A 26,804-nucleotide genomic window follows, 5' to 3' on the forward strand; every position below is an offset into this window, starting at 1 on the left:
AATAAATGCCCTGAGAGTCAGGGCATTTATTTGCATTCAATTAATGGTTTGAGAACCAGTTCAGCTTATCGCGAAGGCCTACCACACGACCAACAATAATTAACGCTGGGCTTTCAACCTGTTGCGCCAACTCTCCTAGCTGAGTCAGCTCGCCATTGACGACACGCTGTTTCACGGAGGTACCGTTTTCTACCAGGGCGACGGGCATATCGGGCTGCATGCCAAATTCGATCAATTTTTCCTGAATCGTGGCCGCCTGGTTCAGCCCCATGTAGAACACCAGCGTTTGTTTCTCTGCTGCCAGGTTTTCCCAGTCCAGCTCACCGCCGGTTTTCAGGTGTCCGGTAACCAGACGCACGCTCTGAGCGTAATCACGATGGGTCAGTGGAATGCCGGAATAGGCAGAACAACCGGAGGCTGCGGTAATACCCGGCACTACAGAGAATGGGATACCGGCATGGCACAGCGTTTCCAGCTCTTCGCCACCGCGGCCAAAGATGAACGGGTCGCCACCTTTCAGTCGTACCACGCGCTTGCCCTGTTGTGCTTCACGCAGCAGGATCTGGTTGATCTCTTCCTGCGGTACGCAGTGATAGCCCGCACGTTTACCGACGAACACTCGGTCTGCATCGCGGCGTACAAGGTTCATGATATCGTCGGAAACCAGACGGTCATAGACCACGACATCCGCTTGCTGGATCTGCTGTAGCCCTTTCAGCGTCAGCAGGCCGGCATCGCCAGGACCGGCGCCAACCAGCACCACTTCACCACGGTGATCCAGCGGTTCGCTGAGCATTTGCTCAGTGGTTTCCTCGACGGCTTTCAGGTCATTGTTCGCCAACGACTGCGCCAGGCGGTCATTCACGAACAATTTTTCCCAGAAGCGGCGACGTTCACCCATGCTGGCAAACTGTTGCTTCACTCGGGAGCGCAACTTGCCGGCATACTGCGCGACCTGGCCCAGATGCTGAGGCAGTACGGATTCAAGCCTTTCACGCAGCAGACGGGCCAGCACTGGCGATGTCCCGCCGGAGGAGACCGCCACCATCAGCGGTGAGCGGTCGATAATGGAGGGCATGATAAAACTGGCTGCTTTTGGCGCATCGACCACGTTGCAGAAGATACGACGTGATTCTGCGGCGGTGCTGACGCTTTGGTTGACGGCATCGTCATCGGTGGCGGCAATAGCCAACCAGCAGGTGTCGAGCAGGGACTCATCGAACGGCCCCTCAACCAGCGTCAGCATGTTTTCATCTGCCCATACTTTGAACTGCGGAATAAACGCCAGCGCATTAACCGTTAAACGGGCGCCCGCTTCCAGCAGTAACCGCGCTTTGCGTTCTGCGACATCACCACCGCCGACGATCAAGCAGTCGCGGTCACGTAGTTGACAAAATATAGGCAAATGATCCACGACATTACCCCTTAATTATTGGCAGCAGCCTCTGGCTGATTGATTTTTGCCGGAGCCGGACGCTCCGATTTTGGCGTAGCATACCAATAACCCAATCCCATGAATACGACACCGGACAAAGTATTACCGAGTGTCACCCACAGCAGGTTATGACCAATTCCTGACAGGGTATAGGCTTCGCTGTGGTGGCCGAACCAGGAGAGGGCAAACAGCGTCATGTTGGCAACGGAGTGCTCGTAGCCGGAAGCGATAAACGCCAGCAGACACCACCAGATAGCGAGGAATTTTGCCGCGCCTTCGGTACGGATTGCCATCCAGATTGCCAGACAAACCAACCAGTTACACAGTGCGCCTTTAAAGAACAAAACCATTGCAGGCGCGGTCGTTTTCGCCAGAGCAACCGAATGGACGATGCTGGTATCGACCGGCAGCAGGCTACCGCCACCCCAGCTGTAAAGCAGAGCGACAAACACGGAACCGACCAGGTTACCCAGCCAGGTTTTTGGCAGGATTGCCCACATCTGACCGTGGCTGATGGTGCCTGCTTTGACGCCGAGTGTCAGAAACATGGTGTGACCGGTAAACAGTTCCGAACCGGCAATAATGACCAGCGTTAAGGCGATACCAAAGGTTGCACCCATCACAAGAGGACGAACGGACGGGTCGAGCAGATTACCGAGGGTGAAAATAAGAATGATGCCGAGACCCACATAGGCTCCCGCCATTGCCGAACTGATCCAGAATCCGAGCGGGTTATTAGCCGACAGGCGTGCGATGCGCGCAGCGTTAGCCGCACACTTATTGATAGTGTCTGTGAACATGTGTTGATTATCCTTGAAGTACAAACAATAAAAAGAAATCGTAACCGTAGGCCGGATAAGGCATTTATGCCGCCATCCGGCAATGTGCTTGTGCAATTGCCTGATGGCGCTACGCTTATCAGGCCTACTAATAAAAGACCTACAAATACGTCAAAAAAGGGGAGGCGTTGCGCCTCCCAAAATTAATTAACCGCGCAGTTGCACCGTGCCGTCTTTCACTCGCGCTTCGTAATGTTTCACGGAGAACTGTTCGTCTTCCATGCACAGACCGTCGCTTAAGCGAAAACGCTGTTTTTTCAGCGGGCTGGCAACCCACAATTCGCCCTGATGTTCAGCAATCAGCCCACGAGAAAGCACGCTGGACTCAAAGAACGGGTCGATGTTGCTGATCGCAAACACCTGGTCGCTGTGATACGGGCGGAAAATCGCAACCTGCTCGTTACCTAACAGGGCGCAGACGCCTGTTGCAGGCAGAATGTCATCGATTTTGCAGATGTTTTTCCACTGGCTCATGCGTTTTCCTCCACCAGAGTCACCGGGATACGCTCATAAGGCGTGGCCGGACGATGTTGTTCACGTTCAGGCACAACCTGGACATTCGGATCGCGTTTTTCGCTGTTGATAAAGTGTTTGAAGCGAACCTGCGCGGACGGGGTGTTAACGGTTTCTGTCCACTCACACACCACAGCTTCACGCAGACGGGCCATCTCTTCTTCAAGATGCTGGTTCAGGCCCAACTTGTCGTCGATGATGACGGACTTCAGATACTCGATACCGCCTTCCAGATTGTCTAACCACGGTGCGGTACGGGTCAGTTTGTCGGCAGTACGGATGTAGAACATCATGAAACGGTCAAGGTACTTGAGCAGCGTTTCGCGATCGATATCCGCTGCCAGCAGGTCTGCATGACGAGGTTTCATCCCGCCGTTACCGCAAACGTACAGGTTCCAGCCTTTCTCAGTGGCGATGATACCCACGTCTTTACCCTGAGCTTCCGCACATTCACGGGTACAGCCGGAGACGCCGAATTTCATTTTGTGCGGGGTACGAATGCCTTTGTAGCGATTTTCCAGCTCCACGCCGAAGCCCACGCTATCGCCGACGCCGTAACGGCACCAGGTGCTGCCTACGCAGGTTTTTGCCATACGCAGCGCTTTGGCATACGCGTGACCGGTTTCAAAACCGGCTTCAATCAGCTGACGCCAGATTTCCGGCAGGTCATCTTTCTGCGCGCCGAACAGGCCGATACGCTGAGAACCGGTAATTTTGGTGTACAGGTTAAATTCACGCGCGATACGGCCCACAGCTACCAGGCCTTCAGGGGTAATTTCGCCACCCGCAGAGCGCGGGATCACGGAATAAGTACCGTCTTTCTGGATGTTCGCCAGGAAGTTGTCGTTGGTGTCCTGCAACGGCGTGTGCTGCGGTTTGAGGATGTACTCATTCCAGCAGGAAGCCAGCAGGGAACCTACGGTAGGTTTACACACTTCGCAGCCGTAACCTTTCCCGTGTTTTGCCAGCAGCTCTTCGAAGGTTTTGATGCCTTCTACGCGGATGAGATGGAACAGTTCCTGACGTGAGTACGGGAAGTGTTCACACAGGTTGTTGTTAACTTCGATACCCTGTTTCGCCAGTTCGGCGTTCAGGACCTGCGTTACCAGCGGGATACACCCGCCGCAGCCGGTCCCGGCTTTGGTTTCCGCTTTCAGCGCCGCAACGGTATGGCAGCCCTTGTTGATAGCGGCAACCAGCATGCCTTTGGTGACGTCAAAACAGGAGCAAATCTGCGCGCTGTCCGGCAGTTTATCGACACCGATAGACGGCTTACCGCTGCCCGCGTGCGCTGGCAGAATCAGTGAATCCGGGTTTTCCGGCAGTTCGATGGCGTTCAGCACCAGTTGCAGCAGATTGCCGTAATCGCTGGTGTCGCCTACCAGAACCGCGCCGAGCAGGGTTTTGTTATCTTCGCTAACGATCAGGCGTTTGTAGACTTCTTTGCTTTCGTCGAGATAGACGTAGCTACGGGCGCCCGGCGTGCGCGCATGCGCGTCGCCAATACCGCCGACGTCAACGCCGAGCAGCTTCAGCTTGGCGCTCAGGTCCGCGCCTTCAAAGGCGTTTTCAGTTTCGAGAATATGGTCAACGGCAACCTGCGCCATTTTATAGCCTGGAGCGACCAGACCATACACGCGGTTGTTCCAGCTGGCGCATTCGCCGATGGCATAGATGTCCGGGTCAGATGTCTGGCAAGTGTCGTTAATGACGATACCGCCGCGTGGCGCGACGTCCAGACCGCACTGGGTGGCCAGTTTGTCGCGTGGACGAATACCGGTAGAGAAGACGATGAAATCGACTTCCAGTTCGCTACCGTCGGCAAAACGCATGGTTTTGCGCGCTTCGGTGCCTTCCTGAACGATCTCTTTGGTGTTTTTGCTGGTGTGCACACGCACGCCCATGCTTTCAATTTTGCGACGTAACTGTTCGCCACCCATATGATCCAGCTGTTCAGCCATCAGCATTGGGGCGAATTCAATCACGTGGGTTTCAACGCCGAGGCTTTTCAGCGCACCGGCGGCTTCCAGGCCCAGTAGACCACCGCCGACAACAGCACCGCGTTTGCTGCGGCGCGCGCAAGACTCAATGGCGTTGAGGTCTTCGATGGTGCGGTAAACGAAGCAGTCCTGGGTTTCCGAACCTTTAATCGGTGGGATCCACGGGTAAGAGCCCGTCGCCATGATCAGCTTATCGTAGTAAACCGTACGACCTGCGCTGGAGTGGATTACCTTCTCCTGGCGGTTAATGGTAATTGCGCGCTCGCCCACTAACACCTTAACGCCGTGCTTCTCGTAGAATCCTTCACGCACCAGAGAAAGCTCTTCGGCGGTGTGGTGGGAGAAGTAGGAAGACAGGTGTACACGGTCGTACGCTTTGCGGGGTTCTTCACAGAAGACGGTAATATCAAAATTGGCAGCGTCGGATTTATCAAGAAGATCCTCAATAAAGCGATGGCCGACCATACCATTACCGATAATAGCGAGTCTGACTTTGCTCATTTTTGCCTCGATTTCTTTTCTATTACTGCCTACCTTAACGATTCAGCAACCGCGCTTATTGATGCAAATCAAATTCGCCCTTATATACTCCTTAAGAGGTATATAACTGATTTGTCAGCATTTTTATAAGTGACGGAATTATTTGGGTTTTCGTGTTTGTATAAATAGCGTACAAATTAAGGGGTTTTTGTAAGAATTGGCCTACATGACCAATGAAAGAAGAGGAGGGTGAGAATGTGCCGGATGATGTGGATACCATCCGGCAGTGAGATTAATGCGTTGCTGGGGCGTTATGCTGGCGATGGCGCGTGACAAACCCAAGAATAAAGCACATCACGAATACAACCGCATACAAGCCGTTAGCTGTTTGCAATGCCGCCTGCGGGCCGCTGTGTGCCACGATAGGGCCGGTGACGACGAAAGTGAGCATGGTGCCGATGGTGCCGCAGGTCAGAACGAAGTTAACCAGTTTGGGTGAGGCGACCTTCGTCTGCTGGGAGCCAAGGGTAATGATGGTGGTATAAATCGCACTGGAGAAGAAGCCCAGCGTCATAATAAACCACGGCATATGCTCTGGCGTACCGGTGATAAACAGATACATCAGGACGGTAGCCAGACCCGCCAGTACGGTCAGGATGCGCTGCAAATCGAAGAAACGCAGAATAAAGCTAAATGCCCACATGCCAACCATGTAAGACATCCAGAAGTCGCTGACCAGTTTACCCGCATCGTTCAGGCTCATGCCCAGGCTTTTGGCGTACTCCGGGACCCAAGAGATAAAACCCAGCTGACCAAGGATGTAGCACAGTGCAGCGATCGCCAGAAACAGCACGCCAATCCCCCATTTTTCTTTTACTACCGGCGCGTCTGACTGCTGAGCGTGTTTACCCAGTGCCGGGAATTCACAACCGAAGGTCAGCAGGAAAATGGCGACGTATACGAGGCCGATGCAGGCATAGACCCAATACCATTCGATGCTGCGCGCTAACAGGAACGCGGCAACCATTGGGAAAATCATACCGGCCATGCTGAAGAAGGAGTCAGTAAACAGCAGGCGGGAACCGCGCTGGCGACCTTCGTACATTTGAGTTACCAGGAACGTACCAATCGACATGGTGATACCGCTTACCAGGCCCAATACAAACATGGCGGCGGAGAACAAGGCCAGGCTATGGCTGAACATCAGTCCGGCAACGGCCAGTACCATCAGGATAAAGCCGAAGCGCAACTGGGTTTTCAGTGGCACGATTTCCATTAACCATGCATTCAGAAAGATAGAGATCAGAATGCCGGCATTCAGGAAGGTGAAGGTGTTACTCATGCTGGAAACGGGCAAATGGAAGTAATCTGCTATGTTTCCCATCACCATCCCGGTGACAATTACCAACGCACCTGTCAGGGCGTAGGAGAGAAAGCTAATCCATGTGAGCTTGATGCGATTGCTGTTAGTCATGACTGGCCTGTATAGAAGTGTAAGGCGCATTGACTGCGCCGTGAGCGGGCAGATTTTAGGCGTTTTAGTGACGCATTTAAATATTTATTGGTAATAACTTGGCGCGTTACATTTTTCTATGTGATCTTGATCACATTGATACTTGCAGCCATGAGGTTACATTTGTTTCAGGTACGTAAAATTAAGTAAAGGGATGGCCTTGTCCTTGAAGGCTCTTTAGAATCAATTCACTTGCTTCATTTCTGCTCTTGTTAAGGAATTCTCATGCTCAAATCGACTCTGGCGGCTGTTGCAGCTGTTCTCGCTCTTTCTGCTCTCTCCCCCGCAGCACTGGCAGCAAAAGGTGATCCACATGTTCTGCTGACAACCTCTGCTGGTAACATTGAGCTGGAGCTGAACAGTCAGAAAGCCCCGGTTTCAGTGCAAAACTTTGTCGATTATGTCAACAGTGGTTTCTATAACAACACCACGTTCCACCGTGTGATCCCAGGCTTCATGGTGCAGGGCGGCGGTTTTACCGAGCAGATGCAGCAGAAGAAACCTAACCCGCCAATCAAGAATGAAGCCGATAACGGACTGCGTAACACTCGCGGCACGATTGCTATGGCGCGTACAGCGGATAAAGACAGCGCGACCAGCCAGTTCTTTATCAATATTGCAGATAACGCTTTCCTCGATCACGGCCAGCGTGACTTTGGCTACGCTGTTTTCGGTAAAGTTGTGAAAGGTATGGATGTCGCGGATAAGATCTCTCAGGTACAGACCCATGATGTCGGTCCATACCAGAATGTCCCGTCAAAACCGATTGTTATCCTTTCTGCTAAAGTCCTGCCGTAATCGTATCTTGCGCGGGTAGTTCTTGCCCGCGTTCACCCCTCTCTCTGCGTAACCCGAAATTGCTGCTTATACTTGTGGCAAGTGTCGGCTCATTCAGGGAGGTCACGTGAAAAAACTCACCGATAAACAAAAGTCCAGGCTGTGGGAACAACGGCGAAACGCCAATTTCCAGGCCAGCCGACGGCTGGAAGGCGTAGATATTCCACGGGTTACTCTGAGTGCTGAAGACGCCCTGGCGCGTCTTGAAGAGCTGAGGAGGCACTATGAGCGATAAATTCGGTGATGGTCGCGACCCGTATTTATATCCGGGCCTGAATGTCATGCGTAACCGTCTGGGGATTCATCAGGCGCAGCGTTTGGCGCAGGCTGCTTATGAACTGACAGCGCTGCGTGCGGCAACTATCGAATTGGGGCCGCTTAAACGGGGCTTACCGCACCTGTGCGCCATTCATCGTCAGCTGTATCGGGATATTTTTGACTGGGCGGGACACCTGCGTGAAGTCGATATTTACCAGGGCGATACTCGCTTTTGCCATTTCGCCTATATCGAGAAAGAGGGCAATGCGCTGATGCAGGACCTGGAAGATGAGTCCTGGCTGGTGGGATTACCGGAAGACAAGTTTGTCGATCGTCTTGCCCACTATTATTGCGAAATCAATGTGCTGCATCCGTTTCGCATTGGCAGTGGCCTGGCGCAGCGTATTTTCTTCGAACAGTTAGCGATTCATGCCGGGTATATGCTGAGCTGGGATGGCATTCCGGTTGAGGAGTGGAATCAGGCTAATCAGAGCGGGGCGATGGGTGACCTGTCTGCACTGCGGGCGATATTTCGTAAAGTGGTAAGCGAAGCCCCGGAAACTGAGTAGAATAGCGCGGTTCTTATGTACCGGAGCCGCCATGATCCTGCTTATTGATAACTATGATTCTTTTACCTGGAACCTGTACCAATACTTCTGCGAACTGGGCGCTGATGTCCTTGTCCGGCGCAACGACGAGCTGACGCTGGCGCAAATCGACGCGCTGAACCCGCAAAAAATCGTGATTTCCCCTGGGCCATGCACGCCGGATGACGCCGGTATCTCACTGGAGGTTATTCGTCATTTCGCCGGTAAGCTCCCCTTGTTGGGTGTTTGTCTTGGCCACCAGGCGATGGCGCAGGCCTTTGGCGCGAGCGTAGTTCGGGCGGCTAAAGTGATGCACGGTAAAACCTCGCCGATTACCCATACCGGGCAGGGTGTTTTTCAGGGACTCGCTAACCCATTAACGGTGACGCGCTACCACTCTCTGGTGGTTGCCCCTGAGACGCTTCCCGAGTGCTTTGAGGTGACAGCCTGGAGTGAAACGCAGGAGATTATGGGCATTCGTCACCGCGAGTGGGATATGGAAGGCGTACAGTTTCACCCGGAGAGTATTCTCAGCGAACAGGGGCATCAGCTGCTGGCTAATTTTCTCAATCGCTGATTTGTAGTTGCTATTCAGTGATTTTTTATTCATATTTTGTGATTATAATTTCACTGGCGTTTCTGCTTAACAGGGTGGTAATGACATGGCAACTGAACAAACTGCAATTACGCGCGCGACATTCGATGAAGTGATTCTGCCGATTTATGCACCGGCTGAGTTTATCCCGGTAAAAGGAAAAGGGAGTCGAGTGTGGGATCAACAGGGCAAAGAGTATGTTGATTTCGCGGGCGGCATTGCAGTGACCGCGTTAGGGCATTGCCATCCGGCATTGGTTGAGGCGTTAAAAACCCAGGGTGAAACCCTGTGGCATACCAGCAACGTTTTTACCAACGAACCGGCGTTGCGCTTAGGCCGTAAAATCATTGATGCGACCTTTGCCGAGCGCGTGCTGTTCATGAACTCCGGTACTGAAGCCAACGAAACCGCCTTTAAGCTGGCGCGCCACTATGCCTGCGTGCGTCATAGCCCGTTCAAAACCAAAATCATTGCCTTCCATAATGCGTTTCACGGCCGTTCGCTGTTTACCGTATCCGTTGGTGGGCAGCCGAAATACTCCGACGGCTTTGGGCCAAAACCGGCGGATATCATCCATGTCCCGTTTAACGATCTGCATGCGGTCAAAGCGGTGATGGACGATCACACCTGCGCGGTGGTGGTTGAGCCTATTCAGGGAGAGGGCGGCGTCACTGCGGCAACGCCGGAATTCCTGCAAGGTTTGCGTGAACTTTGTGACCAGCACCAGGCGCTGTTGGTATTTGATGAAGTGCAGAGCGGGATGGGGCGTACCGGCGATTTGTTTGCCTATATGCACTACGGCGTGACGCCGGATATCCTCACCAGCGCGAAGGCGCTCGGTGGCGGCTTCCCGGTAAGTGCGGTGTTGACCACTCAGGAGATTGCCTCCGCGTTCCACGTGGGTTCGCACGGCTCCACCTACGGCGGTAACCCGCTGGCCTGCGCGGTAGCGGGGGCAGCGTTTGATATCATCAACACGCCGGACGTGCTGGGAGGCATTCAGGCCCGGCGTCAGGCGTTTGTCCAGCATTTGCACAAGATTGATCAACAGTTCGATATTTTCAGCGATATTCGCGGGATGGGGCTGCTGATTGGCGCCGAGCTGAAGCCGCAGTTTAAAGGCCGGGCGCGCGATTTCCTCTATGCCGCCGCACACGAAGGGGTGATGGTGCTGAACGCCGGGCCGGACGTGATGCGTTTCGCGCCGTCGCTGGTGGTGGAGCAGGCGGATATCGATGAAGGGATGCAGCGTTTCGCGCAGGCGGTAGCGAAGGTGGTGGGCTGATTGCCGGATGGCGGCGCGCGCGCCTTATCCGGCCTACAGGGTAAGGTGTGATTCGTTGGCCGGATAAGCGTAGCGCATCCGGCAAATCTCTTAACCCTTCATGTCCCGTAGTCGGCGGCTCAGCCAGATCCCGTGGTGCGGTCGCTGACGCCATGCTACCGACGAAATGGTATGCATGGTGTTCAGATGCCCAAGAACCCGCTGCAGATGCTGCTCAAGGGTGCTTAACGGACCATGGGACAGCATCTCTGGCGCTTCGAGAATATTCACATCTCCCGAGCTTCCCGGCCCATCATATTCCAGCCGCTGCTGACAGCGCTGGAGTGCAATTTCACAGGACTCCAGATACCGCTGTGCCAAATCCGGCGTCAGCATCGTATGTTCCCTTGCCAGCGTGGTCATCGCGTTGATGTGTTCGACGATGAACTGGCTGTGCGTGACCCACAGTTTCATATCTGCAAGGTAGTGCGAGTTAAATCCTGGCTCCTGCATTGCCTGGTTCAGCGAGTTGAACAGCGTGTTTTGTGTCTGGTTGACGCGCATGCGTTGATACGCCAGCGGCGTGGCCTGTGGATCGTTGCTGAGGATCAGACGAATGGCCTCCTGGTCGGCTTCTAACGCATCGTGGGCGTTCTTACGCAGCAGACCGCTCTGCCACTGTGGCCACAGCCAGAGCGTGCCGCCAAAGGCGATTAAGCAGCCAATGACCGTATCGACAAACCGCGGCACGATAAACTCTTCCCCGTTCAGCGTCAGCAGTTGCAGGGTGTATACCGCCGTTACCGTAAAACCGACGGTAGCCCAGCCGTAGTTTTTACGGATGATCAGATAGCTCACCAGGGTGATCAGCAGCATGGCCGCCAGCGTGAAACCTTCGGGAATATGAAAGTGCAACGTGACGCCGGCAATAACCAGTCCAACGAGCGTACCTACGGAACGGTGTAAGATGCGCACCCGGGTCGCCCCGTAGCCATTTTGCGTAACAAACAGGACTGTCATCAAAATCCAGTAAGGCTTTGGCAGGTGTAAGGCGCTGCCCATCAGGCTGGCGATACTCAACATAACGCTGATGCGTCCGGCATTGCGCAGCGCTGGGGATTTCAACGACAGGTAGTTTTTCAGGGCAGGGATCAGCGGCAACCGACGCTGCTTGTCAGCCATTAAGTCACGGGCATACAGCGGACGCTGGGTCCGTAGCACGCGGGCAATACGGCTGAAGTGCCAGTAGCAAAATTGCCCCACCGGATTGTCCGGATGCTGCCTGGCGATTTTCTCCAGCGTGCCAATCTGCTTTTCCATCGAGAAACGGGTCGGCAAGCGGTGATACAAAATATCATCGGCCAGTACCCGAAGGCGTTCGGCGACGGTTCGCGCGTTCCAGCGAATTACCTGCTCCGCGTGGCTACGCTCAACCAGTTTTTGCACTTCTTCTGGCTGGTGGAGGCTAACGGAAATATGCTCCTGTAAATCCAGCGCCTCCTGAAAGGCACGCAGCAGGCGTTTGTATTCATTGTTGTGATGTGCCGACAGCATATGCATTTGCTGATAGCACTGGGTAATCAGATCCACCGCCTTTTGTTGGCGAACCAGCAGGGGAGGCAGCGCTTTTTCTGGGTCGGCATGCTGGGTCAGCATGCTGTACTTGGCTTCACAGTAATCGGCTAATTCACGGTACAGCAAGCTGAGCGATTCGCGGAGCGGTTGCTCGCGCCACATCCAGAACCAGAACCAGTTGAACAGGCCGTACCATAACGTACCCAGCGCATAGATCAGCAGCGGCTCCCAGACGGGCATATTCCCGGCCAGGCTGAGCGTGAAAATCGCCGCGATAAGCGAGGCTGGCAGTAATCGCGCATGCAAGGGGCTTAGCTCGGCGGTTACGCCAAGAATCAGCGTCAGGCCGGTGAGGATCAATGGTAGCGGTATAGTTTGCGCAAGCAGTAGCTGCATGATCAAACTGCACCCGGCAAACAGCGATGCACCAATGACTAAGCGTTTGAAAAAGCGCTTGTGCGGGGTATCAAGACCGGCAATGTTGCAGCAGGCAGGGACGAGGGAAAAGAGAAGCCCCAAATGAAGCTGACCGATGATCAGACCAACAGCCACAGGTAAACATAGCACCAGCGTTTGTCGTAGTGCGTAGTTGATCTCTGGGTGGTATATCAGTCTTCGCCACATCGGAGTAAACAAAAGTGGCGCATTACTGGGTAACGCGCCACTTCGATGGGGTTAACGCGTGCCGTAGACGACGATGGTCTTACCGTGTGCGGAGATCAGGTTCTGATCTTCCAGCATCTTCAGAATACGACCGACGGTCTCACGGGAGCAGCCAACGATCTGTCCGATTTCCTGACGGGTGATTTTAATCTGCATGCCGTCCGGGTGGGTCATCGCATCAGGCTGTTTCGCCAGATTCAGCAGAGTCTGCGCGATACGACCGGTTACGTCGAGGAAGGCAAGGTTGCCCACTTTTTCAGACGTGACCTGCAGACGACGAGCCATCTGAGAAGACAGGCGCATCAGAATATCCGGGTTAACCTGGATTAATTGGCGAAATTTTTTGTAGGAAATTTCAGCGACTTCACATGCGGTTTTGGCACGTACCCAGGCGCTACGTTCCTGACCTTCTTCGAAGAGGCCTAATTCACCAATAAAATCGCCCTGATTCAGATAAGAAAGGATCATTTCTTTCCCTTCTTCATCTTTGATCAGCACTGCCACGGAGCCTTTAACGATGTAATACAACGTTTCCGCTTTTTCACCCTGGTGAATCAGCGTGCTCTTCGATGGGTACTTATGAATATGGCAATGAGACAAGAACCATTCGAGAGTCGGGTCTGTTTGCGGTTTGCCAAGCACCATGCGCGGTTATCCTCTGTTATAAGCTGTCTCCAGAGCCAGAAAACGACGCTGCCTCTGGGTTTGCAAAAATATGCTTCCCGCTACCTGGGAAAGGGGCTGTCAAAAATATACTGCAGCCTGTAATGTGATGTCCTCTGCATACATGCAGTACGTCAATGTATTACTGTAGCATCCCGTCTGTTTTAGCATAGCTTTCGCCGTGTGTCTCCTGGTGTCTCGCTTCAGCATGACGCAGGTCGCCTTCCGTTGCGAGAATTGTTATGTGCGCGTAATCTGTCAGGAAAATTGAAACATTGGAGTTACGAAATATGCAAGCGCGTGTAAAGTGGGTTGAAGGGTTAACCTTCCTCGGTGAGTCCGCCTCTGGCCACCAAATTTTGATGGACGGTAACTCCGGTGATAAAGCGCCGAGCCCGATGGAAATGGTATTAATGGCTGCTGGCGGTTGTAGCGCAATTGATGTGGTATCGATCCTGCAGAAGGGTCGTCAGGATGTGACCAACTGCGAAGTGAAGCTGACTTCAGAGCGTCGTGATGAAGCGCCGCGCCTGTTTACCCACATCAACCTGCATTTCATCGTAACGGGTAACGATCTGAAAGATGCGTCTGTCTCCCGCGCCGTCGATCTTTCAGCGGAAAAATACTGCTCCGTGGCGTTGATGTTGGAAAAGGCAGTGAATATTACCCATTCCTATGAAGTGGTTGCTGCTGCGTGATGCCATGCCTGATGGCGTTACACTTATCAGGCCTACAGGATATAAACGCGTAGGCCGGATAAGGCATCAACCGCCATCCGGCAAAAGACCACATCACTCGATCTTCTTACCTTCCATCAGTCGCTGTACCAGCGGCAGCATAATCAATTCCATCGCCAGACCCATCTTGCCGCCAGGTACGACTAACGTATTGATATGGGAAATGAATGAGCCCTGCAGCATGGCCAGTAACCAGGGATAATCGATCCCTTCCAGGTTACGAAAATGAATCACGACAAAGCTTTCATCCAGTGATGGAATGCTCTTAGCGGCAAAGGGGTTGGAGGTATCGACGGTCGGTACGCGCTGGAAGTTAATATGCGTCCGGGAAAACTGCGGCGTGATGTAATTGATGTAATCGTCCATTGAACGTACCACCGAGTCCATCACCGCTTCACGCGAGTGTCCACGCTCGCTGGTATCGCGGGTCAGCTTCTGGATCCATTCCAGGTTTACGATAGGTACCACGCCAACCAGCAGATCGACATGCCGGGCCACGTTTTGCTGCGGGGTGACGACACCGCCGTGCAGCCCTTCGTAGAACAGTACATCCGTCGGTTCAGGTAGCGGCTGCCAGGGCGTGAATGTCCCCGGAACCTGGTTCCATGGTACGGCCTCATCGTAAGTGTGCAGATATTTTCGCGACTGGCCTTTGCCCGTCTGACCGTATTCGATGAAGGTTTGTTCCAGCAAGCCGAAGTCATTAGCTTCGGGGCCAAAATAGCTGATATGCCGCCCGGCATCGCGCGCTTTGCGAATCGCCATGTCCATTTCCGGACGGGTATAGCGATGAAAACTGTCACCTTCCACCTCGGCGGCGCGCAGATTTAACTGCGCGAAAATTTTACGAAACGCGAGGCTGGTGGTGGTGGTCCCCGCGCCGCTGGATCCTGTTACCGCAATCACCGGATGTTTGGCAGACATAACAACTCCATGAAATGGTTGTAATTATAGTAAAGTCGGCCGGCGGCTACGGATTACTCGTGAATCTGCTTCCTCGGCATAATGTTGACCGTTTCATGCAGTTCAGACCACACCAGCACGGCTTCACCTGATTGTAGTTGGCGTTTGACGTCGGCGACTTTTTGTTCGAGCGAGCGTTCATGTTCACCATAATCGGTGCCTTCGCGCAAGACAAAGCTTTCAATCAAATTGTCCAGCGCGTCCGGGGAGATATCTTGCCAGGGGATAATCATGATGACGTCTCCAGATACGTTGTCAGCCAGTCCGGGATTCTTGACTCCAGCCACATCTCAGGACGGCGCACCGTGCCACCTATAAATCCGACGTGGCCGCCGTGTTCAGTAAGCTGGTACTCCACCTGTGAGGGCAGATTTTCCGGTTTCGGGATCACATGATGATCCATAAACGGATCGTCTTTCGCATGGATAATCAGCGTTGGTTTGGCGATCTGATTGAGCAACGGCATGGCGCTGCACTGGTGGTAATAGTCTATAGCATCGGCGAAACCGTGAATTTTGGCGGTGATTAGATCGTCAAAATCGCGAATGCGGCGCAAAGATTTCAACTGGGCCAGACTCACCGGCAGCGAACCTGGATAAGCTTCAAGCTTCCGTGAGGCATTGGCTTTCAACAGATTGAGCAGGTAGCGCTGGTAGACCCGGGAGAAGCCCTTGTCCATATGGTAACTACAGGCTTCCAGCACGAAAGGTGCAGAAACGATAACCGCCGCATCTATCGGAATATCGTTGCCTTCTTTTGCCAGCAGGCAAGCCAGCATATTTCCACCGAGTGAATAACCTACCGCCGCGGTCGGTACGCGACCGAACTCACGCTCCAGCCAGTGTAAAAACCAGGTGCCATCTTCTGTTTCACCGGAGTGATAAATACGGTTCAGACGATTGGGTTCGCCGCTGCAACCGCGAAAATGCATTACCACACCCAGCCAGCCGCGCTTTTGTGCTGCTTCAATCAGGCCATGTGCGTAGGGGCTGTTCAGACTGCCTTCCAGACCGTGAAAAACCACCAGGCGCGGTTTGTGTTTCGCCTGTTGCGGATCTTCGCTCCACGCCAGATCGACGAAATCACCGTCAGGCAATTCCAGACGCTGCCAGTGGGCGTCGAACTTCACCTTGCGGCGAATTAAACGCGGCAGCATCGTCTGCAGATGGCGGTTACTGATACCGCGCATCGGGCGGAATTCTCGCGAATCGTCGGTAGGTGGGGTCATTTCTGTGGACGTGATTTCAACCATAACACCGGAGCAATTAATAATCGGAAAGAATAACTATACCGCGCACAGCGCGTGCGGGTTAGCCAATATGTGATTTTGTCGCTAGTCAGTCAGCAGGTTACGCGAGAAAAGATGAAAATCGACGTTGGGTTTACGTCGCCACAGGCGGGCTTTACGCGTCCCTGTCGCCACGCTTTCTCCGGTATCTTCAAACATTCCTGACGCTTCAAAGCGACGAATCAGACTTTTACGCTGGATCGACTGGCCGAGGATCACCTCAGTGGCTTCGAGCAGTTGCCCATGGGTAAATGTTTCCGGCAAGCAGTATACGGGCAGGAGCGAGTACATCGTTTTTTGCCGTAAGCGGTGTAGCGCCGCGGTAATGATTTTCTCGTGATCAAACGCGAGTGAATAGTTTTTCAGTTCATCAACCGGCACCCAACGGGCATTGCTGACGCTGGCGATATGGGGCGCGCAGTCTACCCAGGCGATTAGTGCAAACCAGGTGACCGTCAGGCTCCAGCCGCGCGGGTCACGATCAGGGCCGGAAAAGGTATCCAGTTGTTCCAGCCACGAAGGCGAAACGCCTGTTTTTTCGGTGAGTTTGCGCAGCGCGGTGGCGCGGGTTGAATCATCGTTTTCGATATCAATAAAGCCGCCGGGTAATCCCCAACGCCCTTTTTGCGGCTGATTTGCCCGCTCGACCAGTAATACGCACAGCGCCTGCTGATGCAGGGTAAATAACACGCTATCTACCGTCACCAGAGGTGAAGGGAAGCGGCTGGCATCGTACTGGTTCAGGTAGTCGGCTTCGGTGGTCATAAGGTACTCACGATGATTTGTAACGCTGACAAGTGTACCAGCCCGACACCGGGGGGCAAGGTTCGTTTTTTCTCATTGCTTATCAGTGGATTAGCTCACGGCTTAAAAATAATTCATTTTATGCTTGCTTAATATGTGTCACAGGGACATTATTAATTGTGTCGAAGGGACACAATTAAGGGGTGAGCGCGATGAACATAAAATTGACACTAACTTTGGACGACCAGACCTATGCCGTTGCCAGCGGTGTTTTTCCTGATGGTGCTGTCTGGTTAAAAGTCACCGATGCGTTGCCAACCTTTGCTCGCCTGATGCGCATCCGTGCCACGGCTATGCGCGATATGAACGATTTTATGCTGCTGGCGCAACTGGTTGAGGCGGTACGTCATCAGACCGATGTACTGGTCAGCCATCTCGACCTTCCCTGGCTGCCGTGGGCGCGTCAGGACAGACATATGGTATCGGGTGACAGCTTTGCGCTGAAAGTCTTCGCCAGTCAGCTCAATACGTTGAAATTTGACAAGGTCAACGTGCTCGACCCGCACAGCGATGCGGCGGCGGCTGCAATCGACAACTTCGTGGCGATCCCCCAGGAGGTCTGCCTGATGCAAAGCGCGTCATTATCGCGGCTGTTTCAGCAACACGCGCTGATGCTGGTTGCTCCCGATGCGGGATCGCTGAAGAAGATTGATGCTGTAGCCAGAGTAGCCGGTGTGGAGCAGTACGCCATCCTGAGTAAAAAACGTGATGTGGCAAGCGGCAGCCTGACGGGATTTGCGTTATTGGCCGGAGACGTCAGGGGTAGGGATCTGCTGATTGTTGACGATCTGTGTGACGCAGGCGGTACGTTTATAGGCTCTGCACAGGTGTTACGTGATGCTGGCGCCTGCAGTGTCAGCCTGTATGTCACCCACGGTATCTTTTCTAAGGGCGTTGATCACCTGTTTGCAAACGGTATTGACGCTATCTACACCACCACCTCTTTAGCTGCCCCAGCGTTGGTACATCCGCAGCTTGAGCTTATCGATATTGACGCGATTTACCGCGCCTGAGGGAGAGACTGATTATGAAAATGAATCCGATTCTGGCTATCGACGGCTACAAAGTTTCTCATCGCGTACAGTATCCGCAGGGTACCCATCGCGTGTATTCCAACTTTACCCCGCGCAGCGATCGCTTTTTCTCCTCGCCGTTGGCGGATGGCAAACTGGTATTCTTCGGCCTGCAGGGTTTTATGCAGTGGTTTTTAGTCGACCTGTTTAATGAGGCGTTCTTTGCCCGCCCGGAAGACGAGGTGGTCAGCGAATACAAACAGGTCATGGACAGCTATCTGGGCAAAGATGCGGTGGCGGTGGACCATATTCGTGCACTGCATCAGTTGGGCTATCTGCCGCTGCACATCAAGGCGCTGGATGAAGGCAGCAAAGTCCCGATGGCGGTACCGGTTTTAACTATCATCAACACCCAACCCGAGTTTTTCTGGCTGGTGAATTACCTGGAGACCGTGCTGTCGGCGGAGCTGTGGAAGGCGTCAACAAATGCCACGATAGCTCACCACTACCGCAAAATCTGCGCTCGCTGGGCAGAGCAAACCTGTAGCGACCTGACGCACCTTGACTTCCAGTGCCATGACTTTTCATTTCGCGGTATGTCCGGATTACAGGACACCATGCAGGCGGGCAGTGGGCATTTGTTGAGCTTTAAAGGGACCGACAGTATTCCATCTCTGCTGTACGCCCGCGATTACTACACCGACGGCGAGCCCTATTTTATCGGCGCCAGCATTCCGGCTACCGAACACAGCGTGATGTGTATGGGTGAGCGCGAACATGAGATTGAAACCTTCCGCCGCCTGATTGCCGATCTCTACCCGCAAGGATTTGTATCGATAGTCTCTGATACCTGGGACTACTGGCAGGTGCTGACGGAATATACCCGCGAACTGAAAAGCATCATTCTGGCGCGTGAAGGTCGGGTGGTATTCCGTCCGGATAGCGGCAACCCGGTGGAGATCCTGTGTGGTACTGGCGCAGATGAGGATACCCGCAGCGATCGTACCGCTCAGGAGAAAGGGTCCGTGGAAGTGCTGTGGGAGATTTTTGGCGGCACGATTAACGCCAAAGGTTACAAGGTGCTCGACCCGCATGTCGGACTGATTTATGGCGACTCCATCACCCTTGAGCGAGCGAATGAGATCCTGCGTCGTCTGGAAGCGAAAGGATTTGCCAGTTCAAACGTCGTGTTTGGCGTTGGTTCTTTTACTTATCAATACAACACACGTGACACCTTTGGTTTTGCGATGAAAGCGACGTGGGGAGAAGTCGACGGTAAAGGCCGGACGATTTTTAAAGAACCGAAAACTGATAATGGTCTGAAACGTTCAGCCCGTGGTCTGCTTCGCGTCACACGTGATGAGCAAGGGGAACTGCGTCTGCATGACGAACAGACCTGGGAGCAAGAGCAGGAAGGGGAGCTGAAAACTCGTTTTCTCAACGGCAAGCTGTTTAACCGTGAACATTTTGAAGATATCCGCCAGCGTCTGGCGGCACAAAGCTAGTTTTCCGCAAGCGGGTAGCTTTACCCGCTTCCTCCTCCCTCCCGGCGTGAATTGATCATCGTCACAAATGGTTACTTCAATTATTACTCTCAAGCTAATGATTTTTTCCTACGCTTAATTGATGACTTTCTCACCAGGGTGCACACTCTTTCCAGTGTTAAGCAATCAAAATGATTAGCTGAATCAGGAGGTTAATAATGTTATCTGGGCAAACGCCAGCACGAGTCTGGAACACCCGTCGTACGGAAAAACAGCGCCGCCTGGCTTCCGTTCCGGTGCAGGGCAAGGTGCTGCCGACCGCAGACCTGACCGCGATGCTGGAAAAACTGATCGCGCCGGGTGACCGCGTGGTATTAGAAGGTAATAACCAGAAGCAGGCAGATTTCCTGTCCCGCATGCTGGCTGAAGTCAATCCGCAGATTGTCCACGACCTGCATATGATTATGCCAAGCGTCGGGCGCAGCGAGCACCTGGATATCTTTGAAAAAGGCATCGCCCGCAAGCTGGACTTCTCCTTCTCTGGTACCCAGAGCCTGCGTATTTCGCAGCTACTGGAAGATGGCCAACTGGAAATCGGCGCCATCCACACCTACATCGAACTCTATTCCCGTCTTTATGTTGACCTGGCCCCGAACGTGGCGCTGATTGCCGGTTATAAAGCTGACCGTAAAGGTAACCTCTACACCGGGCCGAGCACCGAAGATACTCCGGCGTTGGTGGAAGCCGCCGCCTTCCATGACGGTATCGTTATCGCGCAGGTGAACGAGCTGGTAGATGATGAATGCGACCTGCCGCGCGTGGATATTCCGGGATCCTGGATTGACTACGTAGTTGTCGCCGACAAACCATTCTTTATTGAACCGCTGTTTACCCGCGACCCGCGCCTGATTAAACAGGAACACATCCTGATGGCGATGATGGCGATTAAAGGCATCTACGCGGAACACCAGGTGCAGTCGCTGAACCACGGTATCGGCTTCAACACTGCCGCTATCGAACTGCTGCTGCCAACCTACGGCGAACAGCTGGGGCTGCGCGGCAAAATCTGTAAACACTGGACTTTGAACCCGCATCCGACGCTGATCCCGGCGATTGAAAGCGGCTGGGTAGAAAGCGTGCACTGCTTCGGCGGCGAGCTGGGGATGGAAGAGTACATCCGCGCCCGTCCGGACATCTTCTTCACTGGCTCTGACGGCTCTATGCGTTCTAACCGCGCCTTCTGCCAGTTGGCAGGGCAGTACGCGGTGGATATGTTTATCGGCTCCACCTTGCAGGTTGATGGCTACGCCAACTCATCCACCGTAACCCGCGGCCGTCTTTCCGGCTTCGGCGGCGCGCCGAACATGGGCCATGACCCGCACGGTCGTCGTCATGCAACGCCAGCCTGGCTGAATATGATCACCGAACCGGATCCGATGCAGCGCGGTAAAAAACTGGTCGTGCAGATGGTGGAAACCTTCCAGGCGGGCGTGAAGCCAACCTTCGTCGAAAAACTGGACGCGGTAGAGGTGGCGAAAGCCTCCGGCATGCCGCTGGCGCCGGTAATGATTTACGGCGATGACGTGACTCATGTGCTGACTGAAGAAGGTATTGCCTACCTCTACCGCGCCAAAGATCTCGAAGAGCGCCGCGCGATGGTGGCTGCGGTCGCCGGGATCACCGATATCGGTCTGGGCGTTGACGCTAAACGCGTTGCCGAACTGCGTCAGAGCGGCAAGGTGGTCTATCCGGAAGATATGGGCATTCGTCGTACCGATGCCACCCGTTCGCTGCTGGCAGCCGGTAGTGTCGCTGACCTGGTGGAATGGTCCGGCGGTCTTTACAACCCACCTGCGAAATTCCGGAGCTGGTAATGAAACTTCTGCCCCAGATTCAGGTTGAAGGCGGTGCCGAATGGCTGGCGCGAACCGCCACGCAGTGTCTGATTGACGAAGCACAATTAAGCCCGAAACCCGGTCTGGTGGACAGTCGGGGGAACGGCGCGCACCACGATCTTACGCTTTCGCTAATGGAGCGCTCCGCGTACAGCCTGACCCCTACGTTTCAGGCGCTGGCGCAGCAAAGCTGGCAGCGTCCAGCGGATATTGCGCTCAGACAAACCATAGGGCGACTCGGCCGTGAAGGCGAGCAGCAGATGATGGCCGCGACCCACGGCGTGAATACCCACCGCGGCGCGATTTGGGCGCTGGGGCTGCTGGTGAGCGCCGTGGCGATGCTCGGTGGCGGAGGTAGCGCCCAACAGGTTGCGGCTACCGCCGCAGAGCTGGCGAAGCTGCCGGACGATGCGGTGCCAAAAGTCTTCAGTAAGGGGCTTCGTGCGACGCACCGTTACCGCGTACCCGGCGCACGTGAAGAAGCGCAGCAGGCGTTTCCGCATGTGATGCAACGTGCGCTGCCGCAGCTGCGTTTAAGCCGCCTGAGCGGCAGCAGCGAAACGCACGCGAGGCTGGATGCGCTGATGGCGATCATGACCTCACTGACCGATACCTGTGTGCTGTCTCGCGCAGGGCTGGAAGGGCTTGATGCCATGCAGAACGGCGCGCGAGCCGTGCTGAATGCTGGCGGCAGCGCTCATCTAGCAGGTCAGGCGGCATTAGCGGAACTGGATAGTCAGATGCTGGCGCTGAACGCTTCGCCGGGCGGTGCCGCTGACCTGCTCGCCGCCACGCTGTTTCTCGATCGCGTCGAAATTACGTCGAATCGCCGTATTTAAAGCATTAAGAGGATGTTATGGAACACATTACGTTAACCGTACCGGCCAGCCGCACCTTAAGCGGCAAAGCGCTGGCAGGCGTTGTGGGCTCTGGGGATATGGAGGTGTTATTCACCGCCGACCAGGGCCAGACGTTAACCATTGATATCACCACTTCTGTCGATAACAGCACCCGCCGCTGGGAAGCGCTGTTCAACCGTCTGCAAACGGTCAGCAGCCTGCCTGCGGGCAAACTGACGATCCATGACTTCGGCGCGACGCCGGGCGTGGCGCGCATCCGTATCGAACAGGTTTTTGAAGAGGTGAGCTATGCGTGATGATCGCAGTTTTATCGAATTAAAAGCGCGCCAGCGTGCGCATGCGCTGCTGGACGAAGGCAGCTACCGTGAACTGCTTGACCCGTTTGAAGGCGTGATGTCGCCGTGGCTCGGCGCACAGGGCATTGTCCCGCAGTCTGATGACGGCATGGTGGTGGCGAAAGGCACCATTAACGGCAAACCGGCAGTGGTGGTGGCGATTGAAGGCGCGTTCCAGGGCGGCAGCATGGGCGAAGTGTCCGGCGCCAAAATGGCGGCGGCGCTGGAGCTGGCGGCGGAAGATAACCGCAACGGCATCCCGACTCAGGCGGTCCTGAGCCTGGAAACCGGCGGCGTGCGTTTACAAGAAGCGAACCTCGGTCTGGCGGCGATTGCCGATATCCATGCGGCGATTGTTGACCTGCGTCGTTATACCCCGGTGGTGGGCATTGTGGCCGGTACAGTCGGCTGCTTCGGTGGGATGTCTATTGCGGCGGCGCTGTGTAGCTATCTGATTGTCACCCGTGAAGCGCGCCTCGGCCTCAACGGCCCGCAGGTTATCGAGCAGGAAGCCGGGATTGAAGAGTATGACTCCCGCGACCGTCCGTTCATCTGGAGCATGACAGGGGGGGAAGTTCGCTACCAAAGCGGGCTGGTAGAAGCACTGGTCAACGACGGTGTGAAAGCGGTGAAAGCCGCCATGAACGAGGCGCTGGCCAAAGGCGTTCCGGCAAAACATCGCACCGATAACTACGACTGGTATCTCGATCGCCTGAGCAACTTCGACACCCGCAAACAGGCCGATTCAGAACAGATTAGAGCGCTCTTCGCCCGGGAGGTGAAATGATGAGTAACGTAATTAGCCGTGGCGAATTATGGCTGGAAACGCTGGTGCCAAACGCTAAACGTATCGAGGGGCTGTGCCCGTCCGTACAGGCGGCAGACGGTGAATTGAACGGTGAAACCGCGCGTTTTATCGCGGTCGTTCCCGATGCCAATAACCATTATCCACGCGCAGCCAAAGGCGAAGTCGGTCTGCTGGAAGGCTGGACGCTGGCGAAAGTGGTGAGCGAAACCATCGCCGCCGATGCCGATAAAGCCGTCAAGCGCCCGATTGTGGCGGTGATTGACGTGCCGAGCCAGGCCTACGGTCGCCGTGAAGAAGGTTTCGGCATTCACCAGGCGCTGGCCGGCGCGGCGGCGGCATATGCCAATGCGCGTCTGGCGGGTCACCCGGTGATTGGTCTTATCGTTGGTAAAGCAATGTCCGGCGCGTTTCTGGCGCACGGCTACCAGGCAAACCGTCTGATAGCCTTCAACGATAAAGGCGTATTGATCCATGCGATGGGTAAAGAGTCGGCGGCGCGCATCACCCTGCGTACCGTTGAGGCGCTGGAAAAACTGGCGGCGACCATTCCGCCAATGGCGTATGACATCAGCAACTACGCCACCCTGGGGCTGCTGGAGAATCTGCTGGATATCAGCAATCCGGATGCCCCATCTGCACAAGATCTGGCGCTGGTGAAAACCACGCTGCAACAGGCCATCAATGACGCTCGTCAGGACCCGACGCTGAAAAGCCGTCTGGGCGCTGACAACCGCCGCAGCTCTGCCCTCGTACGCGAACGTATGCGGGCTAGCTGGTAAGTAAAAAAGAGACCTGCAGGATGTACGGCTCCGTGGGCGCATACGCTGCGCCCGCGTGGGTCACTGCATCTGAAAAAATAATAATCATCGCGCCAGTGCTAACTTTTTTCATTACAGGTGAAATATGACTTACGTAATTGTTCATGCTCTTGCTCCGATTTTCGTCATCATGCTGCTGGGATTCTGGGCCGGGAAGGCCAAAATGGTGGACAACAAAAATGTCTCCCTGCTCAATATCTTCGTGATGGACTTTGCGTTACCCGCAGCGCTGTTTAGCGCCACGGTACAAACGCCGTGGGCGGGTATCGTCGCGCAGTCACCGCTGATTGTGGTACTGACGCTGGCGATGTGGATTACCTATGCCGCCATCTACTTTATGGCGACCAAAGTTTTCAAGAAATCTCCACAGGACGCCGCCGTGCTGACCCTGACCGTTGCGCTGCCAAACTACGCCGCGCTGGGCTTGCCGATTTTGGGTAGCGTGCTGGGTGAAACCTCTTCCACCTCGCTGTCCGTTGCCGTTTCCATTGCCTGCGGTTCCGTATTGATGACGCCGTTCTGCCTGCTGATCCTCGAACGTGAGAAAGCGCGCGCGGAAGGTGGAAACTCCGGTTCTACACTCTCCATGCTGCCGGTGCTGATGTGGCGCTCGATCAAAAAACCGATCGTCATGGGCCCGCTGCTGGGGGTCATCCTCTCCGCGATTGGTATTAAAATGCCGGAGCTGGTGCTGGCGGCGATCAAACCGTTGGGTCTGTCTGCTACTGCGGCGGCGCTATTCCTGACCGGCGTCATTCTTTCTGCGCGTAAACTGCAGATCAACACCGTGGTGATTACCTCCACCATCACTAAGCTGCTGATTCAACCGGCTATTGCCTGGGGTATCGTGCTGATTTTCGGCCTGCATGGTTCCGTGGCGATTACCGCTATCCTGATGATTGCGCTGTCCGCGGGTTTCTTCGGCGTGGTGTTCGGTAACCGCTTTGGCGTGCAGTCGCCTGATGCAGAAGCCGTGCTGCTGTTGAGCTCCGTACTGTGTATCCTGTCGCTGCCGCTGTTTATCTCGCTGACTTCAGGAATCTAAATCATGAGCACAACATTACGCCCACACGACCTTATCTGGCTGAACGCGCGCGACGCGCTCGAAGATGTCACGGAATCCTGGGTGGATACCGTCTGGCATAGCGGCCTGCCGGTGGTCGTACGGCGTGATGTTGATGCGCAGGGGCGTATTCCCGTGGGCGTCCGCGGGATGAAGCGCGACCAGCGCGCCGCCGGTTGGGTGAAAGCGGAGGCGGTCGTTCGCGTCTGCTCGCCGGAATTGCTGGTGGATCCGCTGTCGCTGCTGCGTTCGCCTTTTATCTCTCAGCCACCGCTTCAGGTGGCGTTGTTATTGACGCAGCAGGCGTGGCCGTGGACGTGGGGCATCACCGGCAGTACCGGCTATGCGCTGGCTACCGGGATCCCGGTGATCCACGCGGCAAGCGATCTGGATCTGCTGATCCGCGCGCCTCAGCCGTTATCACGCGAGCTGTTGGTCAAATGGCAACAGCAGGTGGCGGGAGGGCTTTGCCGTGCCGATACCCAGGTTGAGACGCCCTGTGGCGCATTTGCCCTTAACGAATGGCTGCGCGACGGTAAAGCACTGTTAAAAACCGCGCAGGGGCCGCGTCTGGTGAGCGACCCGTGGAGCAGGGAGGAGTAATGAAAATTCTGTTTACCTTTCCGGGGCAAGGAACTCAGCATCCGGGGATGCTGCAAAACCTGCCGGGAACAGAGCTGGCGCAGGCACGGGAGGTGCTGGGCGCAGAGGCCGATACACTCGACACGCCGATGGCGCTACAGCATACCCGCGCGGTGCAGCTGTCACTGTTGATTGCGGGCGTTGCGTGGTCGCATGAGCTGGAGCGTCGCGGCGTGTCGCCGGATATCGTCAGCGGTTTGTCTATCGGCGCTTACCCGGCAGCGGTGCTCGCCGGGGCGCTGGATTTTGCCGACGCGCTGCGGCTCGTGGCGCTGCGCGGTGACTTAATGGAGCAGGCGTATCCGCATGGCTACGGCCTGACGGCGATTATGGGGCTAACGTTAAGTCAGGTGGAAAGTCTGGTGGCAGGCAGCGGAACCTATATCGCCAACCTGAATGCCGAAACGCAGATTGTGATTGCGGGTAGCGATGAAGCGATGGCCGATGTGGCAAAACGCGCGCTGGAGAAAGGCGCCAGCAAGGCGCACCGGCTGGCGGTGAGCGTGCCTTCTCACTGTGAACTACTGGCGGAACCGGCACAAAAGCTGGTTGAGGCTTTCAGTAAGGTGACGCTTTCTCGCCCACGCTACGCCTACCTCAGCGGCAGCACCGGGCGCGTACTGTGGCAGCCGGAGCGGATTGCTGACGACCTGGCGATGAATATGGCGCGTACCGTGCGCTGGCAGGAGGCGGTTATCTCCGCTAACGAACGTGAAGCGCGGCTGGCGATTGAAATGCCGCCCGGTGGCGTGCTGACCTGCTTAACGCGTCAGGCGGCGTGGGAAGGGGAGTCTGTTTCTCTGGAGCGCAGCGGCGTGGATGTTGCTGTGCATCTGGCGAAACGCCTTCGTGCGTGATGTGATTGCCCGATG

General features: G+C 55.1%; 26 protein-coding genes and 1 pseudogene. 16 read left to right on the forward strand and 11 right to left on the reverse strand.

Going from position 1 to position 26,804, the window contains the following annotated elements; genetic code table 11:
• Positions 1–40: 40 nt before the first annotated feature.
• The 5 genes from cysG to tsgA form a co-directional block, all read right to left on the reverse strand.
• Positions 41–1,414 carry a siroheme synthase CysG gene (cysG, locus tag OGY08_RS11570; protein ID WP_008786309.1) on the reverse strand — a complete coding sequence of 458 codons (1,374 nt, stop codon included), beginning with the start codon at positions 1,412–1,414 and terminating at the stop codon, positions 41–43.
• An 11-nt stretch (positions 1,415–1,425) separates the two neighbouring features.
• Positions 1,426–2,235, reverse strand: coding sequence for a nitrite transporter NirC (nirC, locus tag OGY08_RS11575; protein WP_008786308.1), 810 nt, complete (start codon positions 2,233–2,235; stop codon positions 1,426–1,428).
• A gap of 186 nt (positions 2,236–2,421) precedes the next feature.
• Positions 2,422–2,748 (reverse strand): nitrite reductase small subunit NirD, encoded by a 327-nt coding sequence (gene nirD / locus OGY08_RS11580; RefSeq protein ID WP_003023590.1) that lies wholly within the window; start codon positions 2,746–2,748, stop codon positions 2,422–2,424.
• Positions 2,745–5,288 carry an NADPH-nitrite reductase large subunit gene (gene nirB / locus OGY08_RS11585; protein WP_008786307.1) on the reverse strand — a complete coding sequence of 848 codons (2,544 nt, stop codon included), beginning with the start codon at positions 5,286–5,288 and terminating at the stop codon, positions 2,745–2,747. The genes nirD and nirB overlap by 4 nt, the downstream gene beginning before the upstream one ends.
• Before the next feature lie 271 nt (positions 5,289–5,559).
• Positions 5,560–6,741, reverse strand: coding sequence for an MFS transporter TsgA (gene tsgA / locus OGY08_RS11590; protein WP_032945197.1), 1,182 nt, complete (start codon positions 6,739–6,741; stop codon positions 5,560–5,562).
• Between the two features lie 264 nt (positions 6,742–7,005).
• On the opposite strand from tsgA, the gene ppiA reads away from it, so the two are divergent.
• From ppiA to argD, 5 genes are all read left to right on the forward strand, one after another.
• Positions 7,006–7,578 carry a peptidylprolyl isomerase A gene (gene ppiA / locus OGY08_RS11595; protein WP_003023595.1) on the forward strand — a complete coding sequence of 191 codons (573 nt, stop codon included), beginning with the start codon at positions 7,006–7,008 and terminating at the stop codon, positions 7,576–7,578.
• A gap of 106 nt (positions 7,579–7,684) precedes the next feature.
• Positions 7,685–7,852 carry a FicA/YhfG family antitoxin gene (gene ficA / locus OGY08_RS11600; protein ID WP_003827708.1) on the forward strand — a complete coding sequence of 56 codons (168 nt, stop codon included), beginning with the start codon at positions 7,685–7,687 and terminating at the stop codon, positions 7,850–7,852.
• On the forward strand, positions 7,842–8,444 hold the full coding sequence (locus OGY08_RS11605) for a putative adenosine monophosphate-protein transferase Fic (RefSeq protein WP_005121664.1): 603 nt from the start codon (positions 7,842–7,844) through the stop codon (positions 8,442–8,444). The genes ficA and OGY08_RS11605 overlap by 11 nt, the downstream gene beginning before the upstream one ends.
• Before the next feature lie 31 nt (positions 8,445–8,475).
• Positions 8,476–9,039: an aminodeoxychorismate synthase component 2 gene (pabA, locus tag OGY08_RS11610; RefSeq protein ID WP_032945196.1), complete on the forward strand. Its 564-nt coding sequence runs from the start codon at positions 8,476–8,478 to the stop codon at positions 9,037–9,039.
• Positions 9,040–9,124: 85 nt separating this feature from the next.
• Complete coding sequence (argD, locus tag OGY08_RS11615; protein WP_008786303.1) at positions 9,125–10,342, forward strand: bifunctional acetylornithine/succinyldiaminopimelate transaminase; 1,218 nt, start codon at positions 9,125–9,127, stop codon at positions 10,340–10,342.
• 90 nt (positions 10,343–10,432) lie between these two features.
• Here argD and OGY08_RS11620 read toward each other — a convergent pair whose 3' ends face one another.
• Together OGY08_RS11620 and crp are read right to left on the reverse strand one after the other, a co-directional pair.
• On the reverse strand, positions 10,433–12,520 hold the full coding sequence (locus tag OGY08_RS11620) for a YccS/YhfK family putative transporter (RefSeq protein ID WP_008786302.1): 2,088 nt from the start codon (positions 12,518–12,520) through the stop codon (positions 10,433–10,435).
• Positions 12,521–12,571: 51 nt separating this feature from the next.
• Positions 12,572–13,204, reverse strand: coding sequence for a cAMP-activated global transcriptional regulator CRP (gene crp / locus OGY08_RS11625; RefSeq protein WP_000242758.1), 633 nt, complete (start codon positions 13,202–13,204; stop codon positions 12,572–12,574).
• Positions 13,205–13,512: 308 nt separating this feature from the next.
• Here crp and OGY08_RS11630 point away from each other — a divergent pair, with 308 nt between their 5' ends.
• On the forward strand, positions 13,513–13,920 hold the full coding sequence (locus tag OGY08_RS11630) for an OsmC family protein (RefSeq protein WP_003827750.1): 408 nt from the start codon (positions 13,513–13,515) through the stop codon (positions 13,918–13,920).
• A gap of 93 nt (positions 13,921–14,013) precedes the next feature.
• Here OGY08_RS11630 and OGY08_RS11635 read toward each other — a convergent pair whose 3' ends face one another.
• The 4 genes and pseudogenes from OGY08_RS11635 to OGY08_RS11650 all read right to left on the reverse strand — a co-directional run bounded on the left by OGY08_RS11635 (position 14,014) and on the right by OGY08_RS11650 (position 16,975).
• Entirely contained in the window at positions 14,014–14,883 is an 870-nt protein-coding gene (locus tag OGY08_RS11635) for a phosphoribulokinase (protein ID WP_008786301.1), read from the reverse strand.
• A gap of 53 nt (positions 14,884–14,936) precedes the next feature.
• A complete protein-coding gene (locus tag OGY08_RS11640) occupies positions 14,937–15,155 on the reverse strand; it encodes a YheU family protein (protein ID WP_003023615.1) in 219 nt (72 codons plus the stop codon).
• A pseudogene (locus OGY08_RS11645) lies at positions 15,152–16,220 on the reverse strand (hydrolase). Before OGY08_RS11645 ends, OGY08_RS11640 begins: the two are co-directional and overlap by 4 nt.
• Before the next feature lie 35 nt (positions 16,221–16,255).
• Positions 16,256–16,975, reverse strand: coding sequence for an NUDIX domain-containing protein (locus tag OGY08_RS11650; RefSeq protein WP_008786298.1), 720 nt, complete (start codon positions 16,973–16,975; stop codon positions 16,256–16,258).
• A 191-nt stretch (positions 16,976–17,166) separates the two neighbouring features.
• Between OGY08_RS11650 and prs the strand changes: the two genes are divergently transcribed.
• The 10 genes from prs (at position 17,167) to mdcH (ending at position 26,789) form a co-directional block, all read left to right on the forward strand.
• Positions 17,167–18,027 (forward strand): ribose-phosphate diphosphokinase, encoded by an 861-nt coding sequence (prs, locus tag OGY08_RS11655; RefSeq protein ID WP_111464673.1) that lies wholly within the window; start codon positions 17,167–17,169, stop codon positions 18,025–18,027.
• Positions 18,028–18,041: 14 nt separating this feature from the next.
• Positions 18,042–19,532 carry a nicotinate phosphoribosyltransferase gene (locus OGY08_RS11660; protein ID WP_057067142.1) on the forward strand — a complete coding sequence of 497 codons (1,491 nt, stop codon included), beginning with the start codon at positions 18,042–18,044 and terminating at the stop codon, positions 19,530–19,532.
• 197 nt (positions 19,533–19,729) lie between these two features.
• The gene (mdcA, locus tag OGY08_RS11665) at positions 19,730–21,385 is read left to right on the forward strand and encodes a malonate decarboxylase subunit alpha (RefSeq protein ID WP_057067141.1); all 1,656 of its coding nucleotides are present in this window, start codon (positions 19,730–19,732) and stop codon (positions 21,383–21,385) included.
• Positions 21,385–22,245, forward strand: coding sequence for a triphosphoribosyl-dephospho-CoA synthase (locus tag OGY08_RS11670; protein WP_286565889.1), 861 nt, complete (start codon positions 21,385–21,387; stop codon positions 22,243–22,245). The genes mdcA and OGY08_RS11670 overlap by 1 nt, the downstream gene beginning before the upstream one ends.
• A gap of 17 nt (positions 22,246–22,262) precedes the next feature.
• Positions 22,263–22,562, forward strand: a complete 300-nt coding sequence (gene mdcC / locus OGY08_RS11675) for a malonate decarboxylase acyl carrier protein (RefSeq protein WP_032945188.1) — start codon at positions 22,263–22,265, stop codon at positions 22,560–22,562.
• Positions 22,555–23,388 carry a biotin-independent malonate decarboxylase subunit beta gene (locus tag OGY08_RS11680; protein ID WP_032945186.1) on the forward strand — a complete coding sequence of 278 codons (834 nt, stop codon included), beginning with the start codon at positions 22,555–22,557 and terminating at the stop codon, positions 23,386–23,388. Before mdcC ends, OGY08_RS11680 begins: the two co-directional genes overlap by 8 nt.
• The gene (gene mdcE / locus OGY08_RS11685) at positions 23,388–24,188 is read left to right on the forward strand and encodes a biotin-independent malonate decarboxylase subunit gamma (protein WP_032945185.1); all 801 of its coding nucleotides are present in this window, start codon (positions 23,388–23,390) and stop codon (positions 24,186–24,188) included. Before OGY08_RS11680 ends, mdcE begins: the two co-directional genes overlap by 1 nt.
• 124 nt (positions 24,189–24,312) lie before the next feature.
• Positions 24,313–25,272, forward strand: coding sequence for an AEC family transporter (locus tag OGY08_RS11690; RefSeq protein ID WP_032945183.1), 960 nt, complete (start codon positions 24,313–24,315; stop codon positions 25,270–25,272).
• Positions 25,273–25,275: 3 nt separating this feature from the next.
• Positions 25,276–25,893 (forward strand): malonate decarboxylase holo-ACP synthase, encoded by a 618-nt coding sequence (locus tag OGY08_RS11695; RefSeq protein ID WP_032945182.1) that lies wholly within the window; start codon positions 25,276–25,278, stop codon positions 25,891–25,893.
• Positions 25,893–26,789: a malonate decarboxylase subunit epsilon gene (gene mdcH / locus OGY08_RS11700; RefSeq protein WP_032945181.1), complete on the forward strand. Its 897-nt coding sequence runs from the start codon at positions 25,893–25,895 to the stop codon at positions 26,787–26,789. Before OGY08_RS11695 ends, mdcH begins: the two co-directional genes overlap by 1 nt.
• Positions 26,790–26,804 lie beyond the last annotated feature (15 nt).

Source organism: Citrobacter sp. Cpo069 (genome assembly GCF_030332785.1).
Classification (GTDB): Bacteria; Pseudomonadota; Gammaproteobacteria; order Enterobacterales; family Enterobacteriaceae; genus Citrobacter; species Citrobacter portucalensis.

Coding starts and splice junctions, on each gene's coding strand:
- ppiA (WP_003023595.1), top strand. CDS start 7,006: ATGCTCAAATCGACTCTGGCGGCTGTTGCAGCTGTTCTCGCTCTTTCT.
- OGY08_RS11680 (WP_032945186.1), top strand. CDS start 22,555: ATGCGTGATGATCGCAGTTTTATCGAATTAAAAGCGCGCCAGCGTGCG.
- prs (WP_111464673.1), top strand. CDS start 17,167: ATGAACATAAAATTGACACTAACTTTGGACGACCAGACCTATGCCGTT.
- OGY08_RS11670 (WP_286565889.1), top strand. CDS start 21,385: ATGAAACTTCTGCCCCAGATTCAGGTTGAAGGCGGTGCCGAATGGCTG.
- OGY08_RS11690 (WP_032945183.1), top strand. CDS start 24,313: ATGACTTACGTAATTGTTCATGCTCTTGCTCCGATTTTCGTCATCATG.
- OGY08_RS11660 (WP_057067142.1), top strand. CDS start 18,042: ATGAAAATGAATCCGATTCTGGCTATCGACGGCTACAAAGTTTCTCAT.
- nirD (WP_003023590.1), bottom strand. CDS start 2,748: ATGAGCCAGTGGAAAAACATCTGCAAAATCGATGACATTCTGCCTGCA.
- OGY08_RS11640 (WP_003023615.1), bottom strand. CDS start 15,155: ATGATTATCCCCTGGCAAGATATCTCCCCGGACGCGCTGGACAATTTG.
- OGY08_RS11605 (WP_005121664.1), top strand. CDS start 7,842: ATGAGCGATAAATTCGGTGATGGTCGCGACCCGTATTTATATCCGGGC.
- OGY08_RS11650 (WP_008786298.1), bottom strand. CDS start 16,975: ATGACCACCGAAGCCGACTACCTGAACCAGTACGATGCCAGCCGCTTC.
- mdcA (WP_057067141.1), top strand. CDS start 19,730: ATGTTATCTGGGCAAACGCCAGCACGAGTCTGGAACACCCGTCGTACG.
- mdcH (WP_032945181.1), top strand. CDS start 25,893: ATGAAAATTCTGTTTACCTTTCCGGGGCAAGGAACTCAGCATCCGGGG.
- OGY08_RS11695 (WP_032945182.1), top strand. CDS start 25,276: ATGAGCACAACATTACGCCCACACGACCTTATCTGGCTGAACGCGCGC.
- crp (WP_000242758.1), bottom strand. CDS start 13,204: ATGGTGCTTGGCAAACCGCAAACAGACCCGACTCTCGAATGGTTCTTG.
- OGY08_RS11630 (WP_003827750.1), top strand. CDS start 13,513: ATGCAAGCGCGTGTAAAGTGGGTTGAAGGGTTAACCTTCCTCGGTGAG.
- OGY08_RS11635 (WP_008786301.1), bottom strand. CDS start 14,883: ATGTCTGCCAAACATCCGGTGATTGCGGTAACAGGATCCAGCGGCGCG.
- OGY08_RS11620 (WP_008786302.1), bottom strand. CDS start 12,520: ATGTGGCGAAGACTGATATACCACCCAGAGATCAACTACGCACTACGA.
- mdcC (WP_032945188.1), top strand. CDS start 22,263: ATGGAACACATTACGTTAACCGTACCGGCCAGCCGCACCTTAAGCGGC.
- argD (WP_008786303.1), top strand. CDS start 9,125: ATGGCAACTGAACAAACTGCAATTACGCGCGCGACATTCGATGAAGTG.
- tsgA (WP_032945197.1), bottom strand. CDS start 6,741: ATGACTAACAGCAATCGCATCAAGCTCACATGGATTAGCTTTCTCTCC.
- pabA (WP_032945196.1), top strand. CDS start 8,476: ATGATCCTGCTTATTGATAACTATGATTCTTTTACCTGGAACCTGTAC.
- nirB (WP_008786307.1), bottom strand. CDS start 5,288: ATGAGCAAAGTCAGACTCGCTATTATCGGTAATGGTATGGTCGGCCAT.
- mdcE (WP_032945185.1), top strand. CDS start 23,388: ATGAGTAACGTAATTAGCCGTGGCGAATTATGGCTGGAAACGCTGGTG.
- nirC (WP_008786308.1), bottom strand. CDS start 2,235: ATGTTCACAGACACTATCAATAAGTGTGCGGCTAACGCTGCGCGCATC.